Origin of the sequence: Cellulophaga geojensis KL-A, assembly GCF_000568425.1 — a bacterium.
GTDB lineage: Bacteria > Bacteroidota > Bacteroidia > Flavobacteriales > Flavobacteriaceae > Cellulophaga > Cellulophaga lytica.
The window spans coordinates 69,124-94,853 of sequence record NZ_ARZX01000008.1; the positions used below are offsets into that span (position 1 = coordinate 69,124).

General features: G+C 31.9%; 25 protein-coding genes and 2 tRNA genes. 14 read left to right on the top strand and 13 right to left on the bottom strand.

The genetic code is table 11. The annotated features are described in order from the left end of the window. The first annotated feature begins 57 nt into the window (after positions 1-57). The 4 genes from proS (at position 58) to rpsT (ending at position 2,138) form a co-directional block, all read left to right on the top strand. Positions 58-1,536, top strand: coding sequence for a proline--tRNA ligase (proS, locus tag KLA_RS08040; protein ID WP_013621870.1), 1,479 nt, complete (start codon positions 58-60; stop codon positions 1,534-1,536). A gap of 80 nt (positions 1,537-1,616) precedes the next feature. Beyond that, positions 1,617-1,688: transfer RNA gene (locus KLA_RS08045), tRNA-Glu, on the top strand. Positions 1,689-1,768: 80 nt separating this feature from the next. Then, positions 1,769-1,840 (top strand) — tRNA-Glu (locus tag KLA_RS08050). Positions 1,841-1,886: 46 nt separating this feature from the next. Next, positions 1,887-2,138, top strand: coding sequence for a 30S ribosomal protein S20 (gene rpsT / locus KLA_RS08055; protein ID WP_013621871.1), 252 nt, complete (start codon positions 1,887-1,889; stop codon positions 2,136-2,138). An 842-nt stretch (positions 2,139-2,980) separates the two neighbouring features. Here the strand turns inward: rpsT and KLA_RS17550 are convergent. Continuing rightward, positions 2,981-3,622 (bottom strand): hypothetical protein, encoded by a 642-nt coding sequence (locus tag KLA_RS17550; protein ID WP_152536835.1) that lies wholly within the window; start codon positions 3,620-3,622, stop codon positions 2,981-2,983. Positions 3,623-3,746: 124 nt separating this feature from the next. Continuing rightward, on the bottom strand, positions 3,747-5,402 hold the full coding sequence (gene rho, locus KLA_RS08070) for a transcription termination factor Rho (protein ID WP_034644941.1): 1,656 nt from the start codon (positions 5,400-5,402) through the stop codon (positions 3,747-3,749). Between the two features lie 195 nt (positions 5,403-5,597). Between rho and KLA_RS08075 the strand changes: the two genes are divergently transcribed. Beyond that, positions 5,598-6,008: a DUF4293 domain-containing protein gene (locus KLA_RS08075; protein WP_013621875.1), complete on the top strand. Its 411-nt coding sequence runs from the start codon at positions 5,598-5,600 to the stop codon at positions 6,006-6,008. A 76-nt stretch (positions 6,009-6,084) separates the two neighbouring features. Here KLA_RS08075 and KLA_RS08080 read toward each other — a convergent pair whose 3' ends face one another. From KLA_RS08080 to KLA_RS08090, 3 genes are all read right to left on the bottom strand, one after another. Continuing rightward, on the bottom strand, positions 6,085-6,279 hold the full coding sequence (locus tag KLA_RS08080; protein WP_034644943.1) for a hypothetical protein: 195 nt from the start codon (positions 6,277-6,279) through the stop codon (positions 6,085-6,087). Positions 6,280-6,365: 86 nt separating this feature from the next. Continuing rightward, positions 6,366-7,199, bottom strand: a complete 834-nt coding sequence (locus KLA_RS08085; protein ID WP_013621877.1) for a helix-turn-helix domain-containing protein — start codon at positions 7,197-7,199, stop codon at positions 6,366-6,368. Positions 7,200-7,344: 145 nt separating this feature from the next. Next, complete coding sequence (locus KLA_RS08090) at positions 7,345-7,839, bottom strand: metallophosphoesterase family protein (RefSeq protein ID WP_013621878.1); 495 nt, start codon at positions 7,837-7,839, stop codon at positions 7,345-7,347. Between the two features lie 138 nt (positions 7,840-7,977). Here KLA_RS08090 and truA point away from each other — a divergent pair, with 138 nt between their 5' ends. Then, positions 7,978-8,733: a tRNA pseudouridine(38-40) synthase TruA gene (truA, locus tag KLA_RS08095; RefSeq protein ID WP_013621879.1), complete on the top strand. Its 756-nt coding sequence runs from the start codon at positions 7,978-7,980 to the stop codon at positions 8,731-8,733. Then, complete coding sequence (locus tag KLA_RS08100; protein WP_034644945.1) at positions 8,726-10,501, top strand: ABC transporter ATP-binding protein; 1,776 nt, start codon at positions 8,726-8,728, stop codon at positions 10,499-10,501. The genes truA and KLA_RS08100 overlap by 8 nt, the downstream gene beginning before the upstream one ends. A gap of 1 nt (position 10,502) precedes the next feature. Here the strand turns inward: KLA_RS08100 and KLA_RS08105 are convergent, their stop codons facing one another. Genes KLA_RS08105 through folP form a run of 3 tightly spaced genes read right to left on the bottom strand, consistent with a single transcriptional unit; the run spans position 10,503 to position 12,953 of the window. After that, on the bottom strand, positions 10,503-11,282 hold the full coding sequence (locus tag KLA_RS08105) for a DUF3667 domain-containing protein (protein ID WP_034644947.1): 780 nt from the start codon (positions 11,280-11,282) through the stop codon (positions 10,503-10,505). 1 nt (position 11,283) lies between these two features. Further along, a complete protein-coding gene (cdaA, locus tag KLA_RS08110; RefSeq protein ID WP_013621882.1) occupies positions 11,284-12,072 on the bottom strand; it encodes a diadenylate cyclase CdaA in 789 nt (262 codons plus the stop codon). 44 nt (positions 12,073-12,116) lie between these two features. Beyond that, positions 12,117-12,953, bottom strand: a complete 837-nt coding sequence (gene folP / locus KLA_RS08115) for a dihydropteroate synthase (RefSeq protein ID WP_034644949.1) — start codon at positions 12,951-12,953, stop codon at positions 12,117-12,119. A 116-nt stretch (positions 12,954-13,069) separates the two neighbouring features. Here folP and KLA_RS08120 point away from each other — a divergent pair, with 116 nt between their 5' ends. From KLA_RS08120 to KLA_RS08150, 7 genes are all read left to right on the top strand, one after another. Continuing rightward, entirely contained in the window at positions 13,070-13,606 is a 537-nt protein-coding gene (locus tag KLA_RS08120; protein WP_013621884.1) for a DUF1599 domain-containing protein, read from the top strand. A gap of 71 nt (positions 13,607-13,677) precedes the next feature. Further along, complete coding sequence (locus KLA_RS08125) at positions 13,678-14,772, top strand: BT_3928 family protein (RefSeq protein ID WP_034644951.1); 1,095 nt, start codon at positions 13,678-13,680, stop codon at positions 14,770-14,772. Between the two features lies 1 nt (position 14,773). After that, the gene (locus KLA_RS08130) at positions 14,774-15,205 is read left to right on the top strand and encodes a PH domain-containing protein (protein WP_034644954.1); all 432 of its coding nucleotides are present in this window, start codon (positions 14,774-14,776) and stop codon (positions 15,203-15,205) included. 2 nt (positions 15,206-15,207) lie between these two features. Next, positions 15,208-15,717, top strand: a complete 510-nt coding sequence (locus KLA_RS08135; protein ID WP_034644956.1) for a GyrI-like domain-containing protein — start codon at positions 15,208-15,210, stop codon at positions 15,715-15,717. Between the two features lie 137 nt (positions 15,718-15,854). Beyond that, a complete protein-coding gene (tpiA, locus tag KLA_RS08140) occupies positions 15,855-16,604 on the top strand; it encodes a triose-phosphate isomerase (protein ID WP_034644958.1) in 750 nt (249 codons plus the stop codon). A 43-nt stretch (positions 16,605-16,647) separates the two neighbouring features. After that, positions 16,648-17,484, top strand: a complete 837-nt coding sequence (prmA, locus tag KLA_RS08145) for a 50S ribosomal protein L11 methyltransferase (protein ID WP_034644961.1) — start codon at positions 16,648-16,650, stop codon at positions 17,482-17,484. 22 nt (positions 17,485-17,506) lie between these two features. Next, on the top strand, positions 17,507-17,782 hold the full coding sequence (locus KLA_RS08150) for an ATP-dependent Clp protease adaptor ClpS (RefSeq protein ID WP_013621890.1): 276 nt from the start codon (positions 17,507-17,509) through the stop codon (positions 17,780-17,782). Here KLA_RS08150 and KLA_RS08155 read toward each other — a convergent pair. From KLA_RS08155 to KLA_RS08175, 5 genes are read right to left on the bottom strand one after another with little or no spacing between them, the layout of a single operon-like run. After that, positions 17,779-19,842: a chitobiase/beta-hexosaminidase C-terminal domain-containing protein gene (locus KLA_RS08155; protein ID WP_034644963.1), complete on the bottom strand. Its 2,064-nt coding sequence runs from the start codon at positions 19,840-19,842 to the stop codon at positions 17,779-17,781. The genes KLA_RS08150 and KLA_RS08155 overlap by 4 nt on opposite strands. Next, a complete protein-coding gene (locus tag KLA_RS08160) occupies positions 19,842-20,648 on the bottom strand; it encodes a hypothetical protein (protein WP_034644966.1) in 807 nt (268 codons plus the stop codon). The genes KLA_RS08155 and KLA_RS08160 overlap by 1 nt, the downstream gene beginning before the upstream one ends. An 8-nt stretch (positions 20,649-20,656) precedes the next feature. Continuing rightward, positions 20,657-21,694: a peptidylglycine monooxygenase gene (locus KLA_RS08165; protein ID WP_034644968.1), complete on the bottom strand. Its 1,038-nt coding sequence runs from the start codon at positions 21,692-21,694 to the stop codon at positions 20,657-20,659. Between the two features lie 33 nt (positions 21,695-21,727). Further along, positions 21,728-23,221 (bottom strand): DUF1501 domain-containing protein, encoded by a 1,494-nt coding sequence (locus KLA_RS08170; protein ID WP_013621893.1) that lies wholly within the window; start codon positions 23,219-23,221, stop codon positions 21,728-21,730. Positions 23,222-23,223: 2 nt separating this feature from the next. Then, positions 23,224-25,587 (bottom strand): PSD1 and planctomycete cytochrome C domain-containing protein, encoded by a 2,364-nt coding sequence (locus tag KLA_RS08175; protein ID WP_013621894.1) that lies wholly within the window; start codon positions 25,585-25,587, stop codon positions 23,224-23,226. Positions 25,588-25,730 lie beyond the last annotated feature (143 nt).

Genomic DNA, 25,730 nt, shown 5'->3' on the forward strand with positions numbered 1-25,730 from the left:
GTCGAACTATAATTTATTTATTGATAAAAACACAATATTTGTGCCAAACTACTAATAATGAGCAAGAAGTTAACTAAAAGAGCCGAAGATTATTCCAAATGGTATAATGAACTAGTTGTAAAAGCAGATCTTGCTGAAAATTCTGCAGTTCGTGGATGTATGGTTATTAAACCATACGGATATGCTATATGGGAAAAAATGCAAGCAGAGCTAGATAGAATGTTTAAAGAAACAGGTCATGAAAATGCATACTTTCCTTTATTTGTTCCTAAGAGTTTGTTTGAAGCCGAAGAAAAAAATGCAGAAGGTTTTGCTAAAGAATGCGCTGTTGTTACACACTACAGATTGCAAAATGATCCTGATAAACCAGGTAAATTAAGAGTAGACCCTAATGCTAAGTTAGAGGAGGAGTTAGTAGTGCGCCCAACTAGTGAAGCTATTATTTGGAATACTTATAAAGGTTGGATACAGTCTTACAGAGATTTACCATTATTAATAAACCAATGGGCCAATGTTGTACGTTGGGAAATGAGAACAAGATTATTTTTACGTACTGCAGAATTTTTATGGCAAGAGGGCCATACGGCACACGCTACAGAAAATGAAGCTATAGCAGAAGCAGAACAAATGATGGATGTGTATGCAGATTTTGCAGAAGACTTTATGGCAGTACCTGTTGTAAAAGGATTAAAAACACCAAGTGAGCGTTTTGCAGGAGCAGTAGAAACTTATTGTATAGAGGCTTTAATGCAAGATGGTAAAGCATTACAAGCAGGTACATCTCACTTTTTAGGTCAGAACTTTGCTAAAGCTTTTGATGTTAAATTTGCTTCTAAAGAAGGAAAGCAAGAACACGTTTGGGCAACTTCTTGGGGAGTGTCTACACGCTTAATGGGAGCATTAATTATGACTCATAGTGATGATAACGGATTGGTTTTGCCTCCTAAATTAGCGCCAATACAGGTTGTAATTGTTCCTATATATAAAGGAGATGAGCAATTAGATGCTATTTCTGAAAAAGTAAACCCGTTAGTTAAAGAGCTAAGAGCTAAAGGTATTTCTGTTAAATTTGATAATAGAGATACACATAAGCCAGGATTTAAATTTAACGAGTACGAGCTTAAAGGGGTTCCTGTACGTATTGCAATAGGTAAAAGAGATTTGGAAAATGGCACCTATGAGGTAGCGCGTAGAGATACTTTAGAAAAAGAAATTGTAAATGCAGATGATGTTATTGGTAAAATTGAGTTTTTATTGGATGATATTCAGAAAAACATTTACAAAAAAGCTGCAGACTACAGAGCCAATCATATTACAGAAGTAAACTCTTATGATGAGTTTAAAGATGTTTTAGAAAATAAAGGCGGATTTATATCTGCACATTGGGACGGTACTGAAGAAACCGAAGAAAAGATTAAGAATGAAACAAAAGCAACTATTAGATGTATTCCTATGGATGCTAAAGAAGAAAATGGTAGTTGTATTATAACAGGTAAACCCTCTAAAAACAGGGTGTTATTTGCAAAAGCATATTAATTTTAAAAAAAAATTGACTTAGGTGTTGCAATAATTAAAAATAGTTGTATTTTTGCATCCGCAATACGCAAAAAGTTAATGGTCCGTTCGTCTAGGGGTTAGGACGCCAGGTTTTCATCCTGGTAACAGGGGTTCGATTCCCCTACGGACTACAAGTTCTTTAATGAAGTATAGTTTTGAAATTAAATAAAGTTTTCTTTATTTTGCACACCACTATACAAATAGTAATAATGGTCCGTTCGTCTAGGGGTTAGGACGCCAGGTTTTCATCCTGGTAACAGGGGTTCGATTCCCCTACGGACTACAATTTTTGGGTGGAAGCCCGTTAAAAACATAATAACAAAAATAAAATGGCAAATCACAAGTCAGCATTAAAAAGAATAAGAAGAAACGAAGCAGCGCGTGTACGTAACAAGTACCAACATAAAACAATGCGTAATGCATTGAGAAAGTTACGTGCTGAGGAGGATAAGAAATCTGCCGAAACTATGTTGCCTACAGTCATTAGTATGTTAGACAAGTTAGCTAAGCGTAACATTATACACGCTAACAAAGCATCTAACCTTAAAAGCAAATTAACTAAGCAGGTAGCAGCTTTATAAGTTATACCTTATTAGTAATAATATTAAAAGCGCTCTTTTTTAAAGAGCGCTTTTTTAGTTTATTTAAAGATTTAAAAGTATGTTGAGTAAAATAACATATAGTATTTGTTATTATACTTTATTCTTTTATTAATTTACGCCTCATTTTAATAAAGCCAATAATAAAGCAACAATACATTAATGGTATTAAAAATAAATGCAATCTTCTAATCCAAATATAGCTTTCTTGGTTTTGTATTATTCTAAAATAATAAGATAGTCTTATAGGAAGAAACCCTGCGTGGAACAAAAGTAACCCCCAGCTTAACCAAAATAAGAAATTTTTTGTTGGGTCTTTTTTATTTTGATGCCAATCTATTTGATTTAGGTAGACTAAGGTAATTAATATTAGAAAAAAACATCCAAATGAATGGGTGAGTACATGGCTTTCTAGTTGTATATCTTGATAAAAAATATTTAAAATACTAATACAGCAGAAGAGAATAATAACTGTTGTGGTTACTATTTTTAAAATCTTTTTTTCTAAGTATAGTTTGTAGATGTATAGAAAATAAAGAAAATAAATTATGTCGTAAATATTGTAAAGTAAAATATTGTTTTTAGTATAGAATTTATTGATTGATATATTAAATAAATCTGGATAGGAGCTAATTAAAAATCCTAAAACCTCGTTTAAAAGAGTGTAGGCAATTAGTATTGGAAAATATTTTAAATATGTATTATAGTAATTTGGATAGCGCCACAATGCAATAACTAGTGTTATTGCATAAAATGGCTCTGCTATATTTTCTAGTAAACTATCTATTAATGTCATTTTTTTGTTGGAAGCTAAAGTATGCTTACTAATCCTCGTACGGAGGAGGAACCATATTAGAATGATTAAGAATTAAACTTTGTACTTCATCGTCATTAAAAAATGAAATCTTTGGAAAAATAGATGCTTCTTCAGTTGTTGATTGTTTAGATGGCTGTAATAAAAAATTATCTTTTAAAATTTTAGGCTTGTATGTTTTACCATCTGTAATTACAGAAAATGGATAATCTTTACCATCTACGGTAGTAGTAGGTGTTATAAAAAATGTGTTTTGCCTTGGGTGTTTATATTTGCTATCCTTAGGGTAATTTCCAAAATAAAAACGTACGTTGGTAATTTCTACATTTGCTTTTTTTGCTTCTTGTTCTATAAAAGCAATGTAGTTTTTTAAGGTTTTAAGATCGTAATAGCCATATCTGGCAACATCAAAAGAGGAGTTAGGGTCTACTTCATTGTCTTCAAAATCTTTAATGAGAGTAGCTCTTCTTTTAGAGTAGTCATCAAAAAGAGTTTGAGCCTTTTTGGTGGTAATTATTTGTGTAGGTGGTTTTACTTCTTTAACAGGCTCTGGATGTTCTTTCTTTTGCTCTTTAGGATTATTGCAGCTGCTAACAATAAATAATGCTAAGGGTAAAATAAAATAAAATGCTTTTTTTTTGTTGGTCATCATAACTATTGGATTTTACGGTCGCATAAATATAGTCACTTTTTTATAGTATTCTGAAAATCAACTAATAAAAAATCCTACTAAAATTAATTAGTAGGATTTTTTTATTATAGAATAAAGGTTTTTGTTATTGATTCATTGTCAATAAAAACTCTTCATTGTTTTTAGTTTGTTTAATGCGTTGTTCTATAAACTCCATAGCTTCTACAGGGTTCATATCTGCAAGGTATTTACGTAAAATCCACATACGTTGAATTGTGTTTTCATCTAGTAAAAGATCATCTCTACGTGTGCTTGAAGAAGTAAGGTCAATTGCAGGGAATATTCTTCTGTTAGATATTTTACGGTCTAACTGAAGCTCCATATTACCAGTTCCTTTAAATTCTTCAAAGATAACTTCGTCCATTTTAGAGCCGGTTTCTGTAAGTGCAGTAGCTATAATAGATAAAGAACCTCCGTTTTCTATATTACGAGCAGCTCCAAAGAAACGTTTTGGTTTGTTTAATGCGTTTGCATCTACACCACCACTTAATACTTTACCAGACGCTGGTTGTACCGTGTTGTATGCTCTTGCTAAACGTGTAATAGAATCTAATAAAATAACCACATCGTGGCCACATTCTACCAATCTCTTGGCTTTTTCTAGTACAATATTAGCCACACGTACGTGTTCAGATGGTTCCTTGTCAAAAGTAGAGGCAATTACTTCTCCTTGAACATTACGTTGCATATCTGTAACCTCTTCCGGACGTTCATCTATTAGTAATACAATTTGATAAACCTCTGGATGGTTTGCCGCAATACCGTTAGCAATGTCTTTTAAAAGCATTGTTTTACCAGTTTTTGGCTGGGCAACAATCATACCACGTTGTCCTTTACCAATTGGTGAAAACAAATCTATAATTCTGTTGGAAATATTACTCTGCTTTTCAGCAAGGTTAAATTTTTCTTGAGGAAATAATGGTGTTAAGTGTTCAAAAGAAACACGGTCACGTACAACCTGTGGATCTATACCATTAATTTTATTTACTTTAATTAGCGGAAAGTACTTTTCGCCTTCCTTTGGTGGGCGCACATTTCCTAAAACTGTATCTCCTGTTTTTAATCCAAATAATCTAATTTGAGATTGTGAAACATAAATATCATCAGGAGAAGAAAGGTAGTTGTAATCAGACGATCTTAAAAAACCATAACCGTCTTGCATAATATCTAAAACACCTTCACTAGCAATAATACTATCAAACTCAAACTCTGGCTCTCTGTATCTATTTTTTAAATCCTTGTCAAAATTACTTTTGTCTCTAGAATTTTTTTGGTGCTGTGGTTTTTTGTTTTGATTTTTATGCTGACCATTATTTTTTTGCTGGCCTTGGTTGTTTCTGTGTACTGGTTTTTTTTCAGTAGCAGCAGGTTTTGTGTTTTTAGCTACAGGAGCTTTTTTAGGAGCTGGCGCTTTTTTTGCAACAGGCTCTTTTGTTTCTTCTGTAGTTGTTTCTTCTTTTGCCTTAGGTTTTGGCTTTTCTCTTAAAACACGCTCTCTTTTTACCGGTCGTGGTTTAGGCTTTTCTGCAGGTTTTGCTTTTGCAGAAGCTGGCGCTTTGGTTGGTTTAGGTTCTTTAACAACAACTTCTTCTACCGCTTTAGGGTTTGCTGCTTGTACATCTAGTATTTGGTATACCAAATCTAGTTTTTTTAATGTTTTAAACTTAGGAACATTTAAACCTTTTGCAATATCCTGTAATTCAGGAAGCTTTTTTGCTTTTAAATCGGAAATCTCAAACATGTAATGTTGAATAAGTTATACTTTGTTGAAAAATATGAAATCTTGAAGTGTGTAATTTGGGTACTTATTTGGACTTGAAAGTCCCTGTCGGTAAGCGATATTACTAATATTCTGTAGCAATATTACAAATTATTTTTAATATTTCATTGATAAATCTTAAAAAGACGCTATTTTTGTTTTTTCAAAGAAAGATAAATGATACAAAGAGTACAAACTGTTTTTTTATTAATAGTAGTTGTTTTGGCAGCTGTGCTTCCTTTTTTTGCTAGTTTATGGACATTAGATAACGGTACTGTTATTTTTGCTAAAGATGAAATGTATATTTCTATAGCCTTTTATGTGTCTGCTATTTTGGCTTTTATTGCCATTTTGTTATTTAAAAATAGAAAAAATCAATTTGTTGTAAACAGGTTGAATATGATATGTAATCTTTTTATACTAGGATTTTTCGTTTCCCGATCACTAAACTTATCCGGAGAAACTGTTGTTTCTGAGAAGGGTATTGGGATGTTGATTCCACTATTTTCTATCGTATTTTTAGTGCTAGCCAATAGGTTCATTAAAAAGGATGAAGATCTTGTAAAATCTGTTGATCGTTTGCGTTAAACCTAACATCTTAGTTATATTAGTGCGTAAAACCCAGGGTTGTTCCTGGGTTTTTTTATTTTTATAACATAGTTTTTTATACTGTTTCGCAATCTGTTAAAAGTACTTTGCCATTTTCAGGATCAAAATAAACGGTTATTTCGGTTTCTAATTCGTTACTAGAACCTTTCTTATACGTCCATACATTAGTTATGGCTCCTTTAAAAGGAGTTCCTAATAATTTTAAAACTTCAGTTTTGGTTTTGCCTTTTAGTTCATTTTCATTTATCATCTATAAATATATTTAGGTTTGGGATTATAAATATATTTATAGATTCTTTTAGAAAAGTATACAAATCAAACTATAGTATATCTAAATCAAAGAAAAACACTCCTGTGCTCTAAAGGAGATTTACCTGTATTGCTTTTAAAGAACTTACTAAAGTTATTTGGATACTTAAAACCTAAACAATAAGCAATTTCTGTAATGTTTAAATCGGTATTATGAAGCATATTTTCTGCCTCTGCAGTAATTTTTTCTTTAATATGTGTAGATGTAGATTTACCTGTTATAGTTTTAACAGAGTCGTTTAAATGATTTATATGTACAGATAAAAAGTCAGAATAGTCCTTTGGAGTTTTTAAGGTAATACTCTTGTTAGGATCTTTAATAGGAAATTGTCTGTTTAATTGCTCAAAAAACAAAGAAGTAATTCTAGACGCAGCACATTTTGGTGTTTTGTTAGCTGCATTTGGTTCTATTTTTAATGCTTCATGTATTATTAAACTAATGTAATTGCTAACAACAGCATCTTTATTTTTATAATCACTGTCTAGTTCTTCTTTAATTTTTTTATATAATGATGTGATATGAGTTTCTTGCTCTTTATTTAAATGAAAAATATTATTTGCTCCAAGCTTAAATAACGGACATTGTTTTTCTAGCTCATTAGTATTTTCTGCTAAAAATGATGGATTAAATAAGCAAGAATAGCCTACTTGTTCTCTAGAAATTGGTTCCCAGTTGTAGACTAAAAGCGGATTTGTAAATACCAATACTGTGTTGTTTATAGTAATAGATTTACTTGGGTAGTGTAGTATACTTTTTGGATGAATAAGACATATTTTATAATATTTTTTGTTGTTATGTAGTTTAGGGTTTGTTTTATACGTTTCTAAATCTACAACAGTAATTTTGGGGCTATTACTCATAAATTGGGGAAAATATGTTGCTATTATTTAATTTGGTTTGTGTTTGCAAAACATAATGTAATTGTAAATATAAAAAAATGGATACAAAAAATACCTAGTAAAAATTAATAGTAAAGCATAACTAACTAATTTTTAGGGTTGCATATTATTTTTTACCAAGTTCTATAACTTCTAAATCTTTAATATCACTACCATTTATAGTAAAACGTAGCATTGTACGTACCTGATGAAAACCGTGTTTACCACAAGCACCAGGATTCATATGCAGTAGGTTTAACTTTTTATCAAACATTACTTTTAAAATATGAGAGTGCCCGCTAATAAATATTTTAGGAGAATCTTTTTTTATTTCTTCGCGTATACGCACATTGTACTTATCTGGGTAACCACCAATATGTGTTATCCAAACAGCAACTTTTTCACACATAAACTTATTGTCTAGCGGAAATTCTAGTCTAGCCTTGTCATCATCAATATTACCATAAACAGCTCTTAAAGGTTTTAGCTCTTTTATTTTGTCTGTAACCTCTAAATTGCCAATGTCACCAGCGTGCCATACTTCATCTGCCTGTTTAACATAATTTAGTATGTTATCATCTATGTAGCTGTGTGTATCAGACAGTAATAAAATTTTTGTCATTTTAAATAATTGGTTTTTATAACATTTAAAAGAAGTAGCGGTGTAATTTAATCTTAAATTAAAGTAATACGGTTTACTGCCTGCTAAAATCTTACTTATATTAAGTATCTTTGTGGTTTACAAAAATAGGAATTCAATTTGAGATATTTTGTAGCATTTTCATACTTTGGAGCAGCGTATCACGGATGGCAAATACAGCCAAACGCTATAACTGTACAAGAAGAGTTAGAAAAAGCATTTAGTACGCTTTTAAAAGAAAAAATTTCTTTAATGGGCGCTGGCAGAACAGATGCAGGTGTACACGCTAAGCAAATGTATGCTCATTTTAATACTACTCCCATATCTAATACAGTAGATTTAATGCGTAGGCTAAATTCTTTTTTGCCAGATGATATTGCTATCCAAAACATTTATGAAGTTCCAGAAGATGCCCACGCTAGGTTTAATGCAACAGAACGTACATACGAGTATTTAATTACCACACAAAAAGACCCTTTCTCTATAGTAACAACACATTATATAAAGCAAAAATTAGATATAGAAAAAATGAATAAGGCAGCGCAATTGCTGTTAGGTAAACAAGATTTTGAGTGTTTTTCTAAATCTAAAACAGATGTTAAAACCTATTATTGCACTGTTAAAAAAGCTATTTGGGAACAAAAAGAAGATAAATTTGTGTTTACAATTACCGCAGATAGGTTTTTGCGCAATATGGTTAGAGCCATTGTGGGTACACTTTTAGATGTGGGAACAGGTAAAATTACTATAGACCATATACACACCATAATAGCTAGTAAAAGTAGGGCAGAGGCAGGTACTTCTGTGCCAGCAAAAGCATTATATTTAACACAGGTTTTGTACCCAAAAAATATTATCAAAGTAAAAAATGTCTAAAACACAAAAAGAAACAGGAAAAGCGTTTGACTATACATTGTTAAAACGATTGTTACAATTTACCAAACCTTATAAAATTACTTTTTATGGTGTTGTTATAGCTGCAATATCTTTATCAGCATTTGCGGTTTTAAGCCCTATTTTGTTAAGAGAAATTGTTAACACAGCTTTAGAAAATAAAGATCAGGAACTATTGTTAAACATTATTGTTTTAATGTTAATAGTTTTAGTATTAGAGGTGGTAAGTCAGCTATCTTTTGTGTACTATGCTAATTGGTTAGGAGAATCTGTTATAAAGGATATTAGAATAAAGCTTTTTAAGCATATGCTTAGCTTTAAAATGAAATATTATGACAATTCATCTGTAGGATTATTGGTAACACGTGCAGTAACAGATATACAGCGTATTGGAGAAATTTTTAGTCAAGGTTTTTTTATGATAGTATCAGACCTATTAAAAATGGTTGTAGTTGCTGGCGTAATGGTTTTTTATAGTTGGAAATTAGCACTTATTGTTTTTGCTATTATGCCAATTATAATTTATGCTACTAGAGTTTTTCAAAAAGCAATGAAAGTTGCTTTTATAGATGTTAGAGCGCAAGTATCTAACCTAAATACTTTTGTACAAGAGCGTTTAACAGGAATGAAAATTGTTCAGTTTTTTAACAGAGAAAAAGTAGAACAAGAAAAGTTTAGAGTTATAAATGAAAAGCATAGAAATGCTTGGTTAAAAACAGTTTGGTATAACTCTATCTTTTTCCCGATAGCAGAAATTGTTTCTTCTGTAGCTATTGGTTTAATTGTTTGGTATGGTGGTTTACGTGTTGTGTTAAACAATAATGTAGATGAGCTTGGTACCATATTTATGTTTATACAACTATCGCAAATGTTGTTTAGACCATTAAGGCAAATTGCAGATAAGTTTAATGTACTGCAAATGGGGATGGTTGCAGCAAACAGAGTATTTGCAATTTTAGATAAAAAAGATACTATAACCAATGAGGGTACTTTTGAAATAGAAGAAATAAAAGGTAATATTTCTTTTAAAAATGTGCATTTTGGTTATGTAGAAGGTGAAGAGGTTTTACACGGAATTTCTTTTGATGTAAAGGCAGGTGAAACAATAGCTATTGTTGGTGCTACCGGAGCAGGAAAATCTACCATTATAAATTTGCTAAACCGTTTTTATGAAATAAATTCTGGTGAAATTTTGGTTGATGGTGTAGATATTAAAGACTATAAATTAACGTCATTAAGAGATAAAATAGCGGTTGTTTTGCAAGATGTATTTTTATTTGCAGATACTATTGAGAATAACATTTCTTTAAAAAATGAAGATATAACGTTAGACACTATAACACAGGCTGCACAAGAAATATCTGTGCACGATTTTATTACAAGTCTTCCTAATGATTACCAGTATAATGTAAAAGAGCGTGGTTCTATGCTATCTAGTGGGCAACGTCAATTGCTAGCCTTTTTGCGTGCTTATGTAAGTAACCCAAGTATTTTAATTTTAGATGAAGCTACATCTTCTGTAGATACATACTCAGAGCAATTAATACAAAAGGCAACCGAGAAAATTACGCAAGGCAGAACGTCTATTGTTATTGCACACCGTTTGGCAACTATTAAAAAAGCAGACAAAATTATTGTTATGGATGCAGGTAATATTATAGAAAGCGGTTCACATAAAGAGTTACTTAAAAAAGGAGGTTATTATTACAACCTTTATCAAGCACAGTTTGTAGCAGATGAAGTAGCTTAAATTATTTTGCAGGAACAAAATCTGCAGGATTAAAATGGCCAGTAATCATAGCAACTATCATTATAAAAAATATTAGCCCCACAAATATTGTAAAAAATATACCTGTAAACAATACTGATTTGTAAATTATTTGCCAAGCAGAATATTTATTTAATTTTTGCTGAACATAAAGAAAATATAAAATCATAAATAATAATGCAGTAAGGCTGTAGTTTGTGAATGATTCCGGGAAGTAGGCAATTATAAACATACTTGTAAAAAAAGACAAAATACTCCATTGTGCTAAGCTATAAATTACACTAATTGTGTATTCTGCTAGTATGTGTTTTCTTTTGTTTAATGTAATGAGGCCTACAATTAAAAAAACAGGGATGTAACTTATAAAAGATAAGGAGGAGTAATCATATATTACATCTATCATTTTTTTAGTAAACTCAGGGTTCATTCCTTGGTCAAAAGCGTCAAGATCCATTTCAAAATCAAAAACCTTGCGCATAAAAAACATTAAAAACCCTGCTAACATTAAGGCAATACCAAAATAACTAATAGGGTTAACGTATTTTCTTCTTGTGCCATTTACGTAACCATTTATGACAACATCTGGTTTTGTAAATAAATGAAAAAAAGTACGTAAAAAAGTGTTATCTAGATTAAAGTAGCGCTCTGTAATGTCACTAAGTAAATTTTTAATAGTAAGCCTATTTCTAATCACCTTTGCACCACAATCTGGACAAAAAGAATAGTCTGTTTGTAGACTATTTGCACAATTTTTACAATTCATTTTAAGATATTAAGTCCTCTTTAATAAGACTTGTAAGTTCGTCTAAATCTTTGTAAAGTACAAACTCTCCGTTTTTTATGTAAGATATGGTGCCAGTTTCTTCACTAACAACAAGTGCTAAACTATCTGTTTTTTCTGTAATACCAACTGCAGCTCTATGTCTTAATCCAAAGCGTAAAGGTATGGTACGCTCTTGTGAAACTGGTAGTATTACTCTGGTAGCAACAATGGTATTGTTTTCAACAACGGCAGCACCATCATGCAACGGACTATTTTTGTAAAAAATACTTTCTAATATAGGTTGGGTAATTTCAATATTCATTTTATCACCTGTACTTTTTACAAAGTCTAAAGAGTTGGTGCGTTCTAAAACAAGCAATGCTCCTGTTTTAGATTTACCCATTTTATCACAAGCGTTAACAATAGCTTCTACATTGGTATCTGTAGTCATTGCTTCTTGTTTTAAAAATTTAAAGTGCTTTATAAAATTACGTTTTGTGGCAAAATTAGTAGAACCTATCATTAGTAAAAACTTACGCAATTCCTGCTGAAAAACAATAATTAAGGCAATTAAACCAATGTTCATAAACCCGCCAACCATACTGCTAATCATTTTCATATCTAGCAATTCGGTAAGTTTCCAAAGTGCCCAAACAATTACAATACCAATAAAAATATTAATAGCTACAGAGCCACGTACTAATTTATAAATATAGTACAGTAGTACAGCCACCAATATAATGTCTATAATATCTGTTATTTTAAAATCAAGAAAATTTAGAAAATCCAAGTAAAAGGGTTTTTGTAAAATTATAAAAAAAATGAAGAATTAAATTACAACTCCTCATTTAACTTTAAAGCAGTAAATAGCGTAATACATTCTAAGGCTTCTTTAACATCATGAACTCGTAAAATATTGGCTCCTTTTGTTAACGCAATGGTATTTAATGCCGTTGTACCATTTAGTGCATTACTAGCAGTTGTGTCTAAGGTTTTGTAAATCATAGATTTTCTACTAATGCCCGCAAGTATTGGCACATTCATTGTTTTAAAAAGGTCTAAGTTTTGTAATACGTTAAAGTTTTGTTCTGTAGTTTTTGCAAATCCAAAACCAGGATCAATTACTAAATCTACAATACCTAAGGCTCTTGCTTGGGCAAGTTTTTTAGCAAAATACTGCTTTATGTCTAAAGTCACATTTGTATATTCTGTTAGCTGTTGCATTGTTTCTGGAGTTCCACGCATATGCATCATAATATAAGGTACTTTGTATTCTGCAATTACGTTCATCATTTTATCATCTAAATTACCAGCAGAAATATCGTTAATTAAGGCAGCACCATTCTCTAAACAAACTTTTGCTACTGCACTCCTAAAGGTATCAATAGAAAGTAAAATGCCAGGAAACTTTTTTACGAGTAGTTGTACAACTGGTACAATACGATTAATTTCTTCATTAACAGAGATATTAATAGCATTTGGCCTAGAGCTATATGCGCCAATATCTATAAAAGTAGCACCATCTACAAGCATCTTTTCAACTTTGGTAACAATGTCGGTTTCATTTTTATAGCTTCCTCCGTCATAAAAAGAGTCTGGTGTAAGGTTTAATATACCCATTACTTTAGGTGTAGATAGGTTTATTAAATTTCCGTTGCAATTAATTGTCATACTGTGTGTTAAAATGATTTTTATCGACTTTTAAAAAATAAATGATTTAAGATAAAACCCTTACTTTTGATTAGTTCAAAATTTTAAGCGAAATTTACACAAATTACACAAGATAAATGCAGAATACATCAGAACAATATGATGCGGTTATAAAAGAATGCCGTGAGCTTTTTCAAAAAAAAATGAAAGATTACGGTAGTGCTTGGCGTATTTTACGTTTGCCGTCTTTAACAGATCAGATTTATATTAAGGCACAACGTATACGTGGTTTGCAAGAAAACGATGTTAGAAAGGTAGATGAAGGTGAAAAATCTGAATTTATTGGCATTATTAATTATGCTATTATGGCATTGGTGCAAATAGAAAAAGGCATTGTAGAGCAACCAGATTTAGATGTTGCTGAGGCTGTAGAACTATACAATAAGCATATTACCATTACTAAAACATTAATGGAAAATAAGAACCATGATTATGGTGAAGCGTGGAGAGAAATGCGTGTTAGCTCTTTAACAGATCTTATTTTACAAAAGTTGTTACGTGTTAAGCAGATAGAAGATAACAAAGGAAAAACATTGGTTAGTGAAGGTATAGATGCTAACTATCAAGATATTATTAATTACTCTGTTTTTGCATTAATTCATTTAAGCGAGTAAAAATTATAAGCAAAAGTTAAAAGTTACGTTAGCGTACTTTTAAGTTGTATTTTTTCAAATTTAATTATTGTATGAAGTTTTTAGTAGGTGTTAGTAGGGTTTTTGTAGGTATATTATTTATTATAAGCGGATTAATAAAACTTAATGATCCGGTTGGTTTTTCATTTAAACTAGAAGAATATTTTAGCGTAGGTGTTTTAAATATGCCTTTTTTTGAGCCACACGCTTTATCAATCTCTATAGTAGTAGTAATTGTAGAAATATTACTTGGTATTATGCTCTTAGTTGGGTACAGACCAAAGCTAACTGTTTACAGCTTACTAGGAATGATTATCTTTTTTACCTTTTTAACGTTCTATTCTTTCTATTTTAATAAAGTAACAGATTGTGGTTGCTTTGGAGACGCTATAAAACTAACTCCCTTTCAGTCTTTTATTAAAGATGTAATACTTCTATTTTATATTCTACTTCTATTTTTTGGGCTTAAGCATATAAAACCTCTTTTTAATTTTAATGTTACAAGAGGTGTAGTTTTACTAGGCTTACTTGCTTGTGTGTTATTTGCAAACCATGTGCTAAACCATTTACCAGTTAAAGATTTTAGACCTTATAAAATTGGAGCTAATATAACAGAAGGTATGTCTGTACCAGAAGGTGCGCCAGAGCCAATTTTTGATTATGAGTGGAAGTTTAATGTAAATGGCGAAGAAAAAATATACGTTACCCAAGGAGATTACCCAAGTGTAGATGGCGAGTATGTAAGTGTAGAAACTACAGAAGTACAAAAAGGGTATGAGCCACCTATACATGATTTTACAATTGAAAAAGATGGTGAAGATTTTGCATCATCACTATTACAAGAAGATAAATTAGTAATGGTAATTGCATATGATTTGGCTAAAAGTAATTATGATGCTTTTACAGCAATAAAAACAGTTACAGACAAAGCAATTGCAAAGGGATACAAGGTTATAGGAATGTCAGCTTCTAATGGCGACTTTACTAGCCAAATTGTAAAAAAATACAATCTAGATTTTAGTTTTTATTTTACTGATGAGACTGCGTTGAAAACTGTAGTTCGTTCTAATCCGGCTGTTTTGGTTTTAGAAAAAGGTACAATCAAACAAAAAGTGCACTACAATGATGTAGACGATTTAAAGTTTTAAAATGATTTTTAAAAGTAGAAAAGATATCTTGTTTAAAGGTGTGATGATAGTTGTAATACTATTATTATGCTTAAATCTTTTCTTTAGTATTTTTGATGAAGTTAAAACTACAAACCATATTGTTAGTATAGTAGTTAACGCTTTGGTGCTGTGCTTGTTGTTATGGGTTTTTTATGGTACAAGTTACAAGCTTACTTCTACTACTTTAAGTTATAAAAGTGGACCATTTAAAGGCGATATTGCTATTACAGATATACACCAAATCGTAAAGGGAAAAACACTTTGGGTTGGTTTAAAACCAGCAACAGCAAGCAAAGGACTAATTATAAAATACAATAAGTTTGATGAGGTTTACATAAGCCCAAAGGCAAACGATAGCTTTATTACAGAAATATTAAAGCATAACAGTACTATAAAAATTATTGAAGCATAGCTATGGGAAACTTAGTAAGTGTTGCACCAGAGATAAAAGAATTAGAACCTAAAATTTTAGTAGGTATAAAAAAAGAGGTTTCTGTGCTTACTATGGATAATGTTACACACTGGAAAAATTTTGTATCTAGAAAAGATGAAATAGTAAACCAAATAAAAGGCGAGTATTATTCGGTTCAAGATTATGGTAAAGAATACTCTTTTGTTAACTTTAACCCAGCAGCTACATTTAATAAGTGGGCAGCAATAGCTGTTACTAATGCAGAACAAGTACCTAATGGTATGCAAGTTTTAGAGCTTAAAGGTGGTTTATATGCAGTTTTTTTATACCAAGGTATGGCTAAAGATTTTTCTACAGCTTTTCAGTACATATTTACAGAGTGGTTACCAAAGACAGGTTACCAGCTAGACCAAAGACCACATTTTGAGTTTTTAGATGATAGATATTTGGGCGCAGCAAACCCAGATTCTGTAGAAGAAATTTGGATTCCAATAAAAAATAAAAAACATTAAATTTTTATCAGCTTATGTCCTTTTTTTTAAGGATTAGGCAGTTATTTGTTACTAATGCAAAATCATTAAGTGATACAAATATTATATACTATATTTGATACTTAAAATTGATAGTAAACTCATAAAACACATAAAAAATGAGAGCAAAAATAGTTGCAGGTAACTGGAAAATGAATAAAACCCTAACCGAAACAAATGCATTGTTAGCAGAATTATCTGGTAAATTACCAGACACAGATGCAGAGGTTATGGTAGCACCAACGTATGTAAATTTAGCAGCGGCAGTAGAAGACGTAAAATCATCAACAATACAAGTAATTGCACAAAATATGCACTTTGCAGATAATGGTGCATATACAGGAGAAATTTCTGCAGATATGTTGTTAGATATTGGCATAAACACTGTAATTATTGGTCACTCTGAACGTAGAGCTTATTTTGGCGAAACTGATGAAATCTTAGCTAAAAAAGTAATTAAAGCGTTAGAAAAGAATTTACGCGTTGTTTTTTGTTTTGGTGAAGAGTTAGAAGACCGTAAGTCAGACAACCACTTTAATATTGTGGCGTCTCAATTAAAAAATGCTCTTTTTAATTTAAAGCCAGAAGCTTGGTCTAACATTGTTTTAGCTTATGAGCCTGTATGGGCAATTGGTACAGGTGAAACTGCATCTCCAGAACAAGCACAAGAAATGCACGCATTTATTAGAAAAACAATAGCAGATGAGTATACTACAGAAATTGCAGAAGCTGTATCTATTTTATACGGTGGTAGTGTAAAACCTGCAAATGCTAAAGAAATTTTTTCTAAAGCAGATGTAGATGGTGGCTTAATTGGTGGAGCAGCACTAAAAGCAGACGATTTTATTGCTATTATAGACGCAATATAAAGTACCTTTGCACTTCTAAAAAAAGTTTACAAATACGTACATAATGGCAGATTTAGTCTATATAGAATACAATTTTACAGTTGCACCATTGCAACCAGCATCAGACATATTAATTGCGCAATTGGGCGAAGTTGGGTTTGATAGTTTTGTAGAAAATGAAGAAGGAGTACAAGCATATATTTTAAAGGATCTTTGGATAGAAGAGAAGGTGAAAAATGTGCAAATATTATCTAATGAAAATTTTGATATTAGCTTTAACTTTAAAGAAATAGAACAACAAAACTGGAATGCAGAGTGGGAAAAAAACTTTGAAAAAATTGTAGTAGATGACGTTTGTACTGTACGTGCACCTTTTCATGAAAAACCAAATACCAAGTTTGATATTGTTATAGAACCAAAAATGAGTTTTGGTACGGGACATCATGAAACTACACATATGATGTTGCAACATATTTTAGAACATGATTTTACAGGAAAATCTGTTTTAGATATGGGCAGCGGAACAGGTGTTTTGGCAATTTTAGCAGCAATGAAAAATGCAGGTTCTGTAGATGCTATTGACATAGATAACTGGTGTTATTTAAATGCTTTAGAAAATAAAGAGCGTAATAATTGTAGCCAAATAAATGTTTTTGAGGGAGATGTTAGCTTGCTTAAAGACCAGAAGTACAATATTATTATAGCTAATATTAATAGAAATATATTATTAGCAGATATACCTGCGTATGCAAAGTGTTTAACTAAAGATGGTATTTTATTTTTAAGCGGATTTTATAAAGAAGATATCCCGGTAATTACAGAAAAATGTAATGAAGTAGGGTTAAAGTTTGAAAAAAATCTGGAAAAAAATAATTGGGTTGCCGTAAAATATGTATTTTAGTTAGTATAAATGTTAGAAGATTATGAGTAATCAGGAAAAATATTTAGAAGAACTTTTAGTTGAAGAAGAGGTAGCAAACAATAATGAAATAGTGTTGTTTAATGATGATGTAAATACTTTTGATCATGTGATAGACACACTGGTAGATGCTTGCGATCATACACCAATACAGGCAGAACAATGTGCTTTTTTGGTGCATTACAAAGGTAAATGTACCGTTAAAACCGGTTCATATAAAGATTTAGAACCAAGATGTAGCAAACTATTACAAGCAGGTTTAAGTGCAGAAATAGTTTAGTTTACAAGAATTTCATCAACAAAAACCCAGCTTTTGCCTCCAGGATTTGGATGCCAAGCTGGGTTTTTTGTTATATTGACTACTTCAACTTTTACATATTTAGCCACTGTTTTATCAAAAGTTATATCGTAAAAAGAAATGGCATCATCTACATATTTTTGGGGAACAGGCAGTTTTACTGTTTTTACAAGAGTGTAATCTTTATTGTTAGTACTTGTCCATACTTTGTAACCAATAGGATTAAATATCCAGCTAGTAGGTTTAGTTAAAGAACCAACAGAAACTGTACTTATCTCTTTAGGTTCATTAAAAGCAATGGTTGCATTTAAGTTTTCTCCTTGGTATGCTAACCATAAACCATCCTGAAAGTTTATAGAACCTCTTTTTAAATCTTTTAAAGAATTTGCCCCATCTCCTTTGTAATTTTCATGAGGTTTTTTATCTAACCAAATAGAATCTAATTTTAAGCCACTTTTTTTTATGTTAGCAGTTACAACGCTACTCTGTTTCCAATCTTTTTTATGGGCATAAAACTTTATGGTTTTGGAGTCTGTAAGTTTAATAGGAGCAGTATACTTAGTAGATGTAGTGTCTGGCTCAGTACCGTCTAAAGTGTAAAATATGTTTGCAGTTTTAAAAACGTGCGTAAGTTCTACATCAATTTCAGTATTAAAAAAATCTGTGGCATTTACTATAAACGGATTGTTAAGTACTGCGTCATTAAAAATAGTATCAGATAAATGTTTTGTAACAAGCTGTGGTTTTTCTTTTTGCAAATTAGCTAGTTCACTGTTTTGTATTGCAGTTTGGTATAAGTATACTTTTTTTAGCTTTTGTAATTTTTTTAAATGTTTAAAAATATCACTAGTAACAGCTGTGCCATATAAATTTAAGGACTCTAAAAACTCTAATTTTTCAACCTCCTCTAAAGCTTTAGATGTTATTTTTGTTTTCTGTAGCTGTAATTTTACAATATTTTTAAAGTTGGGCAGTAGCATTGCCATATCATCATTAAAATCTGTAAAACCTAAATTAAGCTCCACAATATTATCTGCATAATCTTCTAATTTTTTAATATCCTTACTAGTAATTCCTTTTCTGTTAGCAAGGGTTACAATTAATAAGGGACTTTTTTCTGATAGCGGAAGAATGCTAAATCCGTTTGCATTCATTTTAGCTACCCATTCTAAGGGCACCGGATCTAAACTTGCAGTAAGTATACCAATAGATGTAGTGTCTTTTTCTAAAGTTTTTAAAATAGCTTTTGTTTGTGCAGTGGTGTTAGTTTCATTTACAGTACAATCAAAACAATTGTTGTTTTTCATCCACCATTCTAATAAGTTTATTTCTTCTGCTGTTAGCTGTACTTTTCCTTTTGGAGGCATATGCAGTTTATCTTCTATTGGCATATGTATTCTTCCTAATAGTGAGGCTTGTTCTCCGTTTATAGAATCTAAAACACTACCATTTTCACCTCCAGCCAATATAAAGGTTTTACTGGTAAGTATAAGTTCTCCTTTTGCTTTGTTTGCATTGTGGCAGCTAACGCATTTGGTATCTAAAATAGGCTGTACAACATCTTTATATACCTTAGCTTTATTAATATCTGTAATAGCTACTTCTTTGCTAGATTTATCTTGAAAAAGAAAATCATCTCCGTGAGTCATATTTCCTCCTAAATGACCTGTAATACCAAGTAAAACAAGTGTAATTATAAATATAGGAAAGAAAATTTTTGAGCTCCATTTTTGATGTAAAGTGCGTAAAATAAATAACAGCACACTACAAACAGTAAGCGCAACAGCCATCCATTTATGTCTAGATAATGCTTGCTCATCATAGCCGCCATTATCACCTAAAAGCCATCCTGTTCCTAAAGAAAATAGAGCAGTAATAGCAGCTAAGCCCAATGCCAGTTTAGCAATGTCTGTTTCCTTAGATTTTTTAATTTTTAAATAAATTTCTAATATAAAAGCAAAACTTAGTATGCCTATTGGAAGGTGTACAAATAAAGGGTGTAAATTTCCTATGTGGATGTATAGTGTGTGTATCTGCTGCATTATTCTACTATAATTTCGTCAATAAAAAACCAAGGGATATTATTGGCACCAGAATGCCAATTTGGTATGCCATTTAAGCTTTTAACTACAATGGTAAGTGCATTGTATGTTTTAGGAGTAATGGGTACTTCTGTAAAGTTTACATTTGCGCCACTAAAACTTTGTTTGCTAGCTTCTTTATTTACTAGCTCTCCTATAATTGTATTGTTGTTTTTAATACTAATATGTTCTGGAGCAAAAATCCAGTCTCCTTGGGCAGTTAATGTATGTAATGTTATTTTAGAGAGCAATAAAGGTTTGTCTAAAATTATATTAAAACTAATCTCTTTTGCATTAAAACCTAACCAAGCATTATTTTTTTTGAATTGAGGGTAACCACTTTTTAAATCTGTAAGACTAGTAGCACCATTGGCAGAATAGGTACTACTAGGCTCAGGAAAAATACGTATTGCTGCACTTGAGATGTTATGCTTTATTTTTTTTACCTGTAGCTTAACAGTCTCACTCTCTTTATAATCTGTATGAAAAGCTTTAACAGCTATTGTAGATGATTTTTCTATTCTTAAAGGAGATTTCAGTGTTTTAGATTGCTGAGTAATGCTACTATTATCTTCTGTATATTTTAGTGTTGTGTTTGCTAAAACACTAGAAAAATGAATAGTAGCATTGTTTTTAAAAAATATAGAATCTACGGTAAAGTTTGGGGAAACTAGCTGTATTTCTTTAGTTTGTGTATAGTTGGGTTTCTTGTTTTTAGCACAAGAAAATCCAACTATAAAAATTAATATGTATATTATTTTTTTCATAGAATTAATTAGACTCTAGTTAATTTTATTGGGTATGTTTTACCAGAGTTCCATTGTGCTACATAAAGGTTTTCATCATCATCTATACAAACGTCATGTGGATTTTTAAATACCTTTATGGCTTGTTGTATTGGCTGCAAAGTACCATCATTGTTATACTTTGGCTTAGTACCACCAGGAGCAGAAACTAATTTGTTTTCACTATTTAAGATAGATACAAAACCTGTATCCATTGCGCCATCTCCAGACCAAATAGTGGCTGTGTAAATATTGTATTTATGTATTACAGGTCTGCAAACAAAAGCACCAGGTAGGTGTATTGTATTTATGTAATCGCCCTGCATACTAAAACGTTTAAACTTATTTTCCATACGGTCAGTAATTAGTAATGTAGGTGCTGCATTGTTGCGCGTATCTATAGTAATACCGTGTGCATTACCAAATAAATGATCTTCTTTTCCTTTACCTCCAAAAATATTTAATAGCTCACCTTTTTCATTATAATGTAAAATATGTTGTGCTCCGTAGCCATCTGTAATATAAACATCGCCATTAGCAGCAATAGCAGTTTCTGTAGGAATGTACTCTGTTATATCTTTATAACTACCATAGCCTTTAGGAAACTTAAAAATTTGTACAACTTTACCTTTAATGGTTGTTTTTATTACTTCATGGCGGTTATTGTCTGCTATGTACAAAAAGTCTTCTCCGTTTTCTATATTTAATGTTAGTCCGTGTGCGCCAGGAAACTCGGTGCCCCAAACTTCAATTAAATTCCCAGATTTATCATAAACTATTACATTGTTTTTGGTGTGGTCTGTAAGTAAAATAATTCTTCCTTTAGAATCTTGTACCATTTCATGGCAGTTTTCTACAGGGTAGTAATTAGAGTTTAGTGCACCCCAATTTAAGTCTATTTTATATTTAAAATTGCCGTGACCAATTATGGCATCTTTATAGGGCTGCATAGCTTGTAAAGCAGGTGTACTTAAAAAAAGCCCTGCACTAGCTAAGCTAGAGTTTTGTATAAAAGTTCGTCGGTTCATAAGTTGGTTAAAGTAGATGGTTGGTACTATGGTTTAAGATAAAATATCTTTAATAACGTGGCCTTCTACATCTGTTAATCTAAATCTACGACCTTGATATTTATAGGTTAACTTTTTATGATCTATACCTAATAAATGCATCATTGTGGCCTGAAAATCGTGTACATGAACCGGGTTTTTAACAATGTTATATCCAAAATCATCTGTTTCACCATAACTAATACCTGGTTTAATACCGCCACCGGCCATCCACATTGTAAAACTTCTAGGGTGGTGATCTCTTCCGTAATTATCTGCTGTTAATATTCCTTGTGAGTAGTTGGTTCTTCCAAACTCGCCTCCCCAAACAATAAGCGTATCTTCTAATAAACCACGTTGTTTTAAATCTGCTACAAGCGCAGCAGAGGCTTGGTCTACATCTTTAGCTTGCTTTTCTATAGCGCCTGGTAAATTATCATGTTGGTCCCAACCCATGTGGTACAACTGTATAAAACGTACATCTTTTTCGGCTAGTTTTCTTGCTAGCAAACAGTTTGCAGCATAAGTGCCAGGTATTTTTGCATCTGAGCCATACATTTTATAAATATAATCTGGCTCATCATCAATATTCATAACATCAGGTACAGAGGTTTGCATTCTGTATGCCATTTCATATTGAGAAATTCTACTTTGTATTTCAGGATCTCCAAACTCCTCATATTGCTTTTCATTTAAGGCTGCTAATTTATCTAAAATAGCACGTTTGGTGTCTTTAGTAGTTCCTTTAGGGTCATTTAAATATAATACAGGATCTTTGGCTGCCCTAAATTGAACACCTTGGTGTAACGAGTGTAAAAACCCGTTGCCCCACAGTCTGGTATATAAAGGCTGACCTTGAGGTCTTCCGCTACCTCTAGATAATAATACTGTAAAAGCAGGTAGGTTATCATTTTCACTACCAATACCATAACTTAACCAAGAGCCAATACTAGGTCTACCGGGTTGTTGTGATCCTGTTTGAAAAAACGTTACTGCTGGGTCATGATTAATTGCTTCAGTATGCATAGATTTTATAAAACACAAATCATCTACCATTTTAGCGGTGTAAGGCAGTAAATCACTAATCCAAGTTCCGTTTTTACCGTACTGTTTAAAATCAAATTGGGAACCAACCAACGGAAACTTATCTTGCCCAGATGTCATACCAGTTAAACGTTGCCCGTTTCTAATAGATTCTGGTAAATCTTCACCTCGGCGTACATTTAAAAGTGGTTTATAATCAAACAACTCTAATTGAGACGGACCACCACTTTGAAACAAATAAATAACTCTTTTTATTTTTGCAGGATGATGCAAACTACTTAAAGCGCCTTTGGACCCACTTATTGAATTTGCTGGTGTTAATATTCCAGCTTCACTTTTATTAAAAAAGCTGCAACCCATTAATGATGCTAAAGCGGTGCCACCAACTCCTAAAGCTGCTTTGCCTAAAAAGTTTCTACGGTTTAGGATTAACGATCTTTCTTCTAGTATTTTTTTCTCGCTCATAACTATCCTTTGGTTATAGTTTCATCTAAATTTAAAATGGTATGCGCTGTTAAAGACAAAGCAGCTAAATTATCTGCAGTAATAGAAGCATCAACTTTATAAGAGCCAATAGCTAAATACTCATCTGTATTAATTTCGTTACTTTTTACTCTGTTTAACATATCATTATAATGGTTGGTAAGTTCTGTAACCTCTGTTTCATCTGGTAGTCTAGATGTAGAAGATTGAAAAATGTATGAAATTTGTTTTTCGATACTTGTCTCTTTTTTAATTGCATTAGCAGCTAACACACGTGCAGCCTCAATAAGTTGTGGGTCATTTAATAACACCAATGCTTGCAACGGAGTGTTGGTTTCTTGCCTTTTTACGGAACATAAATCTCTAGAGGCAGCATCAAAAGTTATCATACTTGGTGGAGGTACTGTACGTTTCCAAAATGTATACAAACTTTTACGGTACAAATCTTTTCCTTCGCTTAAAACGTAAGAAGATGTACTACCGCCACCACCACCTGTGGTTTCTTCCCAAATACCTTCTGGCTGGTATGGTTTAACGCTTGGGCCACCAATTTCTTTATTTAATAGTCCGCTTACAAAAAGGGCTTGGTCTCTTATCATTTCTGCTGACAAACGTATTCTTGGTCCACGTGCTAACCATTTGTTTTCTGGATCTTTCTCTAAAGCTTCTTTACTAATTACAGTACTTTGCTGGTAGGTTTTAGAAAGCGCCATAAGTTTTAGCATTTTTTTAGTGTCCCAACCGCTATCTCTAAATTGTAAGGCCAAATAATCTAACAATTCTGGGTGTGTGGGTAATGCTCCTTGGTTACCAAAATCATAAGAACTAGCCACAATGCCAGTGCCAAACATACGTTGCCAAAAACGGTTAACAGCAACTCTGGCAGTTAAAGGATTATCTTTATGAAATAGCCATTTTGCTAATCCAAGTCTATTTCTTTCAAACCCTTCTGGGTAAGCTAAAATAGTCTCTGGAGTATCTGGATATACTTTTTCTCCGTGCTGATCATACAAGCCTCTGTTAAGAATATATGCCTGTCTAGGAGTTTTCATCTCTTGCATAACCATTACAGGAACTTCTTTTATGTCTGATTTTTGTAATTGTACAAAATCTAAAACTTCATTTTTTTCTTTCTCTGTAATTGTAATGTATGGTTTAGGAATTACTCCAGAACCACCGTTTACCAATCCGTCTTCATCTATATTATTAAAAAAGCTAAAGAATGAGAAATGTGCTTTTTGACTAATAGGATCATATTTATGGTCATGACAACGGGCACACTCTAATGTTAACCCTAAAAAAGCAGTACCAAAAGTTGTAATACGGTCTTCTACATATTCTACTCTGTATTCTTCTGGGATTACTCCGCCCTCATAAGTAATTTTATGGTTACGATTAAAACCTGTTGCTAAAACTTGCTCTAGAGATGCATCCGGAATTAAATCTCCTGCTAGTTGGTCTGTAACAAATTTATTGTATGGCATATTTTTGTTAAAAGCATTAATAACCCAATCTCTCCAAGGCCACATAATACGCTCAAAATCATCTTGGTAGCCGTGTGTATCTGCATAACGGGCAATATCCATCCATTCTGCTGCCATATTTTCTGCATAATCTTGTGATGCTAGCAGCTTATCTACCACTTTTTCATACGCATTTGCAGAAGTATCTTGTAAAAAATTATTAATGTCTTTTGTAGATGGTGGCAAGCCAGTTAAGTCAAAATAAACCCTACGTAATAATTTTTCTTTTGGGGCTTGCTCAGAAGGTTGTAAGTTGTTTTCTTCTAATTTTTGGTAAATAAAGTTATCTATTTCATTATTTCCCCAAGTATCTTTAGTTTTAGGTACATTTTTATTTTTAGGAGGTGTAAAAGCCCAATGATCTTTATATTCTGCACCTTGTTCTACCCATTTTTTTAAAATAGTTTTTTCATACTCGGTAAGTATCAAATTAGATTCTGGAGGTGGCATTATACTCCCTGGGTCTTTAGAGTAAATACGGTCTAGCATTCCACTTTTTTCTGTGTCTCCTGGCACAATAGCATAATGGTCTAAGTTTTCTCCCAAAGCTTTATAAGCCTCCTCTGGTGAAACCATAGAAAAATTACCTTCTACAGCATTTTTATCTGGCCCGTGGCAAATAAAACATCTATCAGATATAATAGGTTTTACGTGAAATGTAAAGTCTATTACATCAGGTATTGCTGCAGTGCCATTTTCTGCTATAGCAACCTCAGAATATTTGTTTTCTGTTTTGCAACTAGTGGCACCAATAGTAATAAATGCGGCAAGAGCTATTTTTGCTACATTATTTTTTTGATATAAAAACCAATTAGATAATATCATAATTTTTAAGAATCAGCTAGTTTATTGTTCTTAAATATTGTTATTCTTTAAATTATTAGCAATAAAAATCGACCAGTAACTTGTAACAATAGCTTAATAAATACAAAATGAAAACCTAACAGCTTTTTCTTAAAAATTGAAAT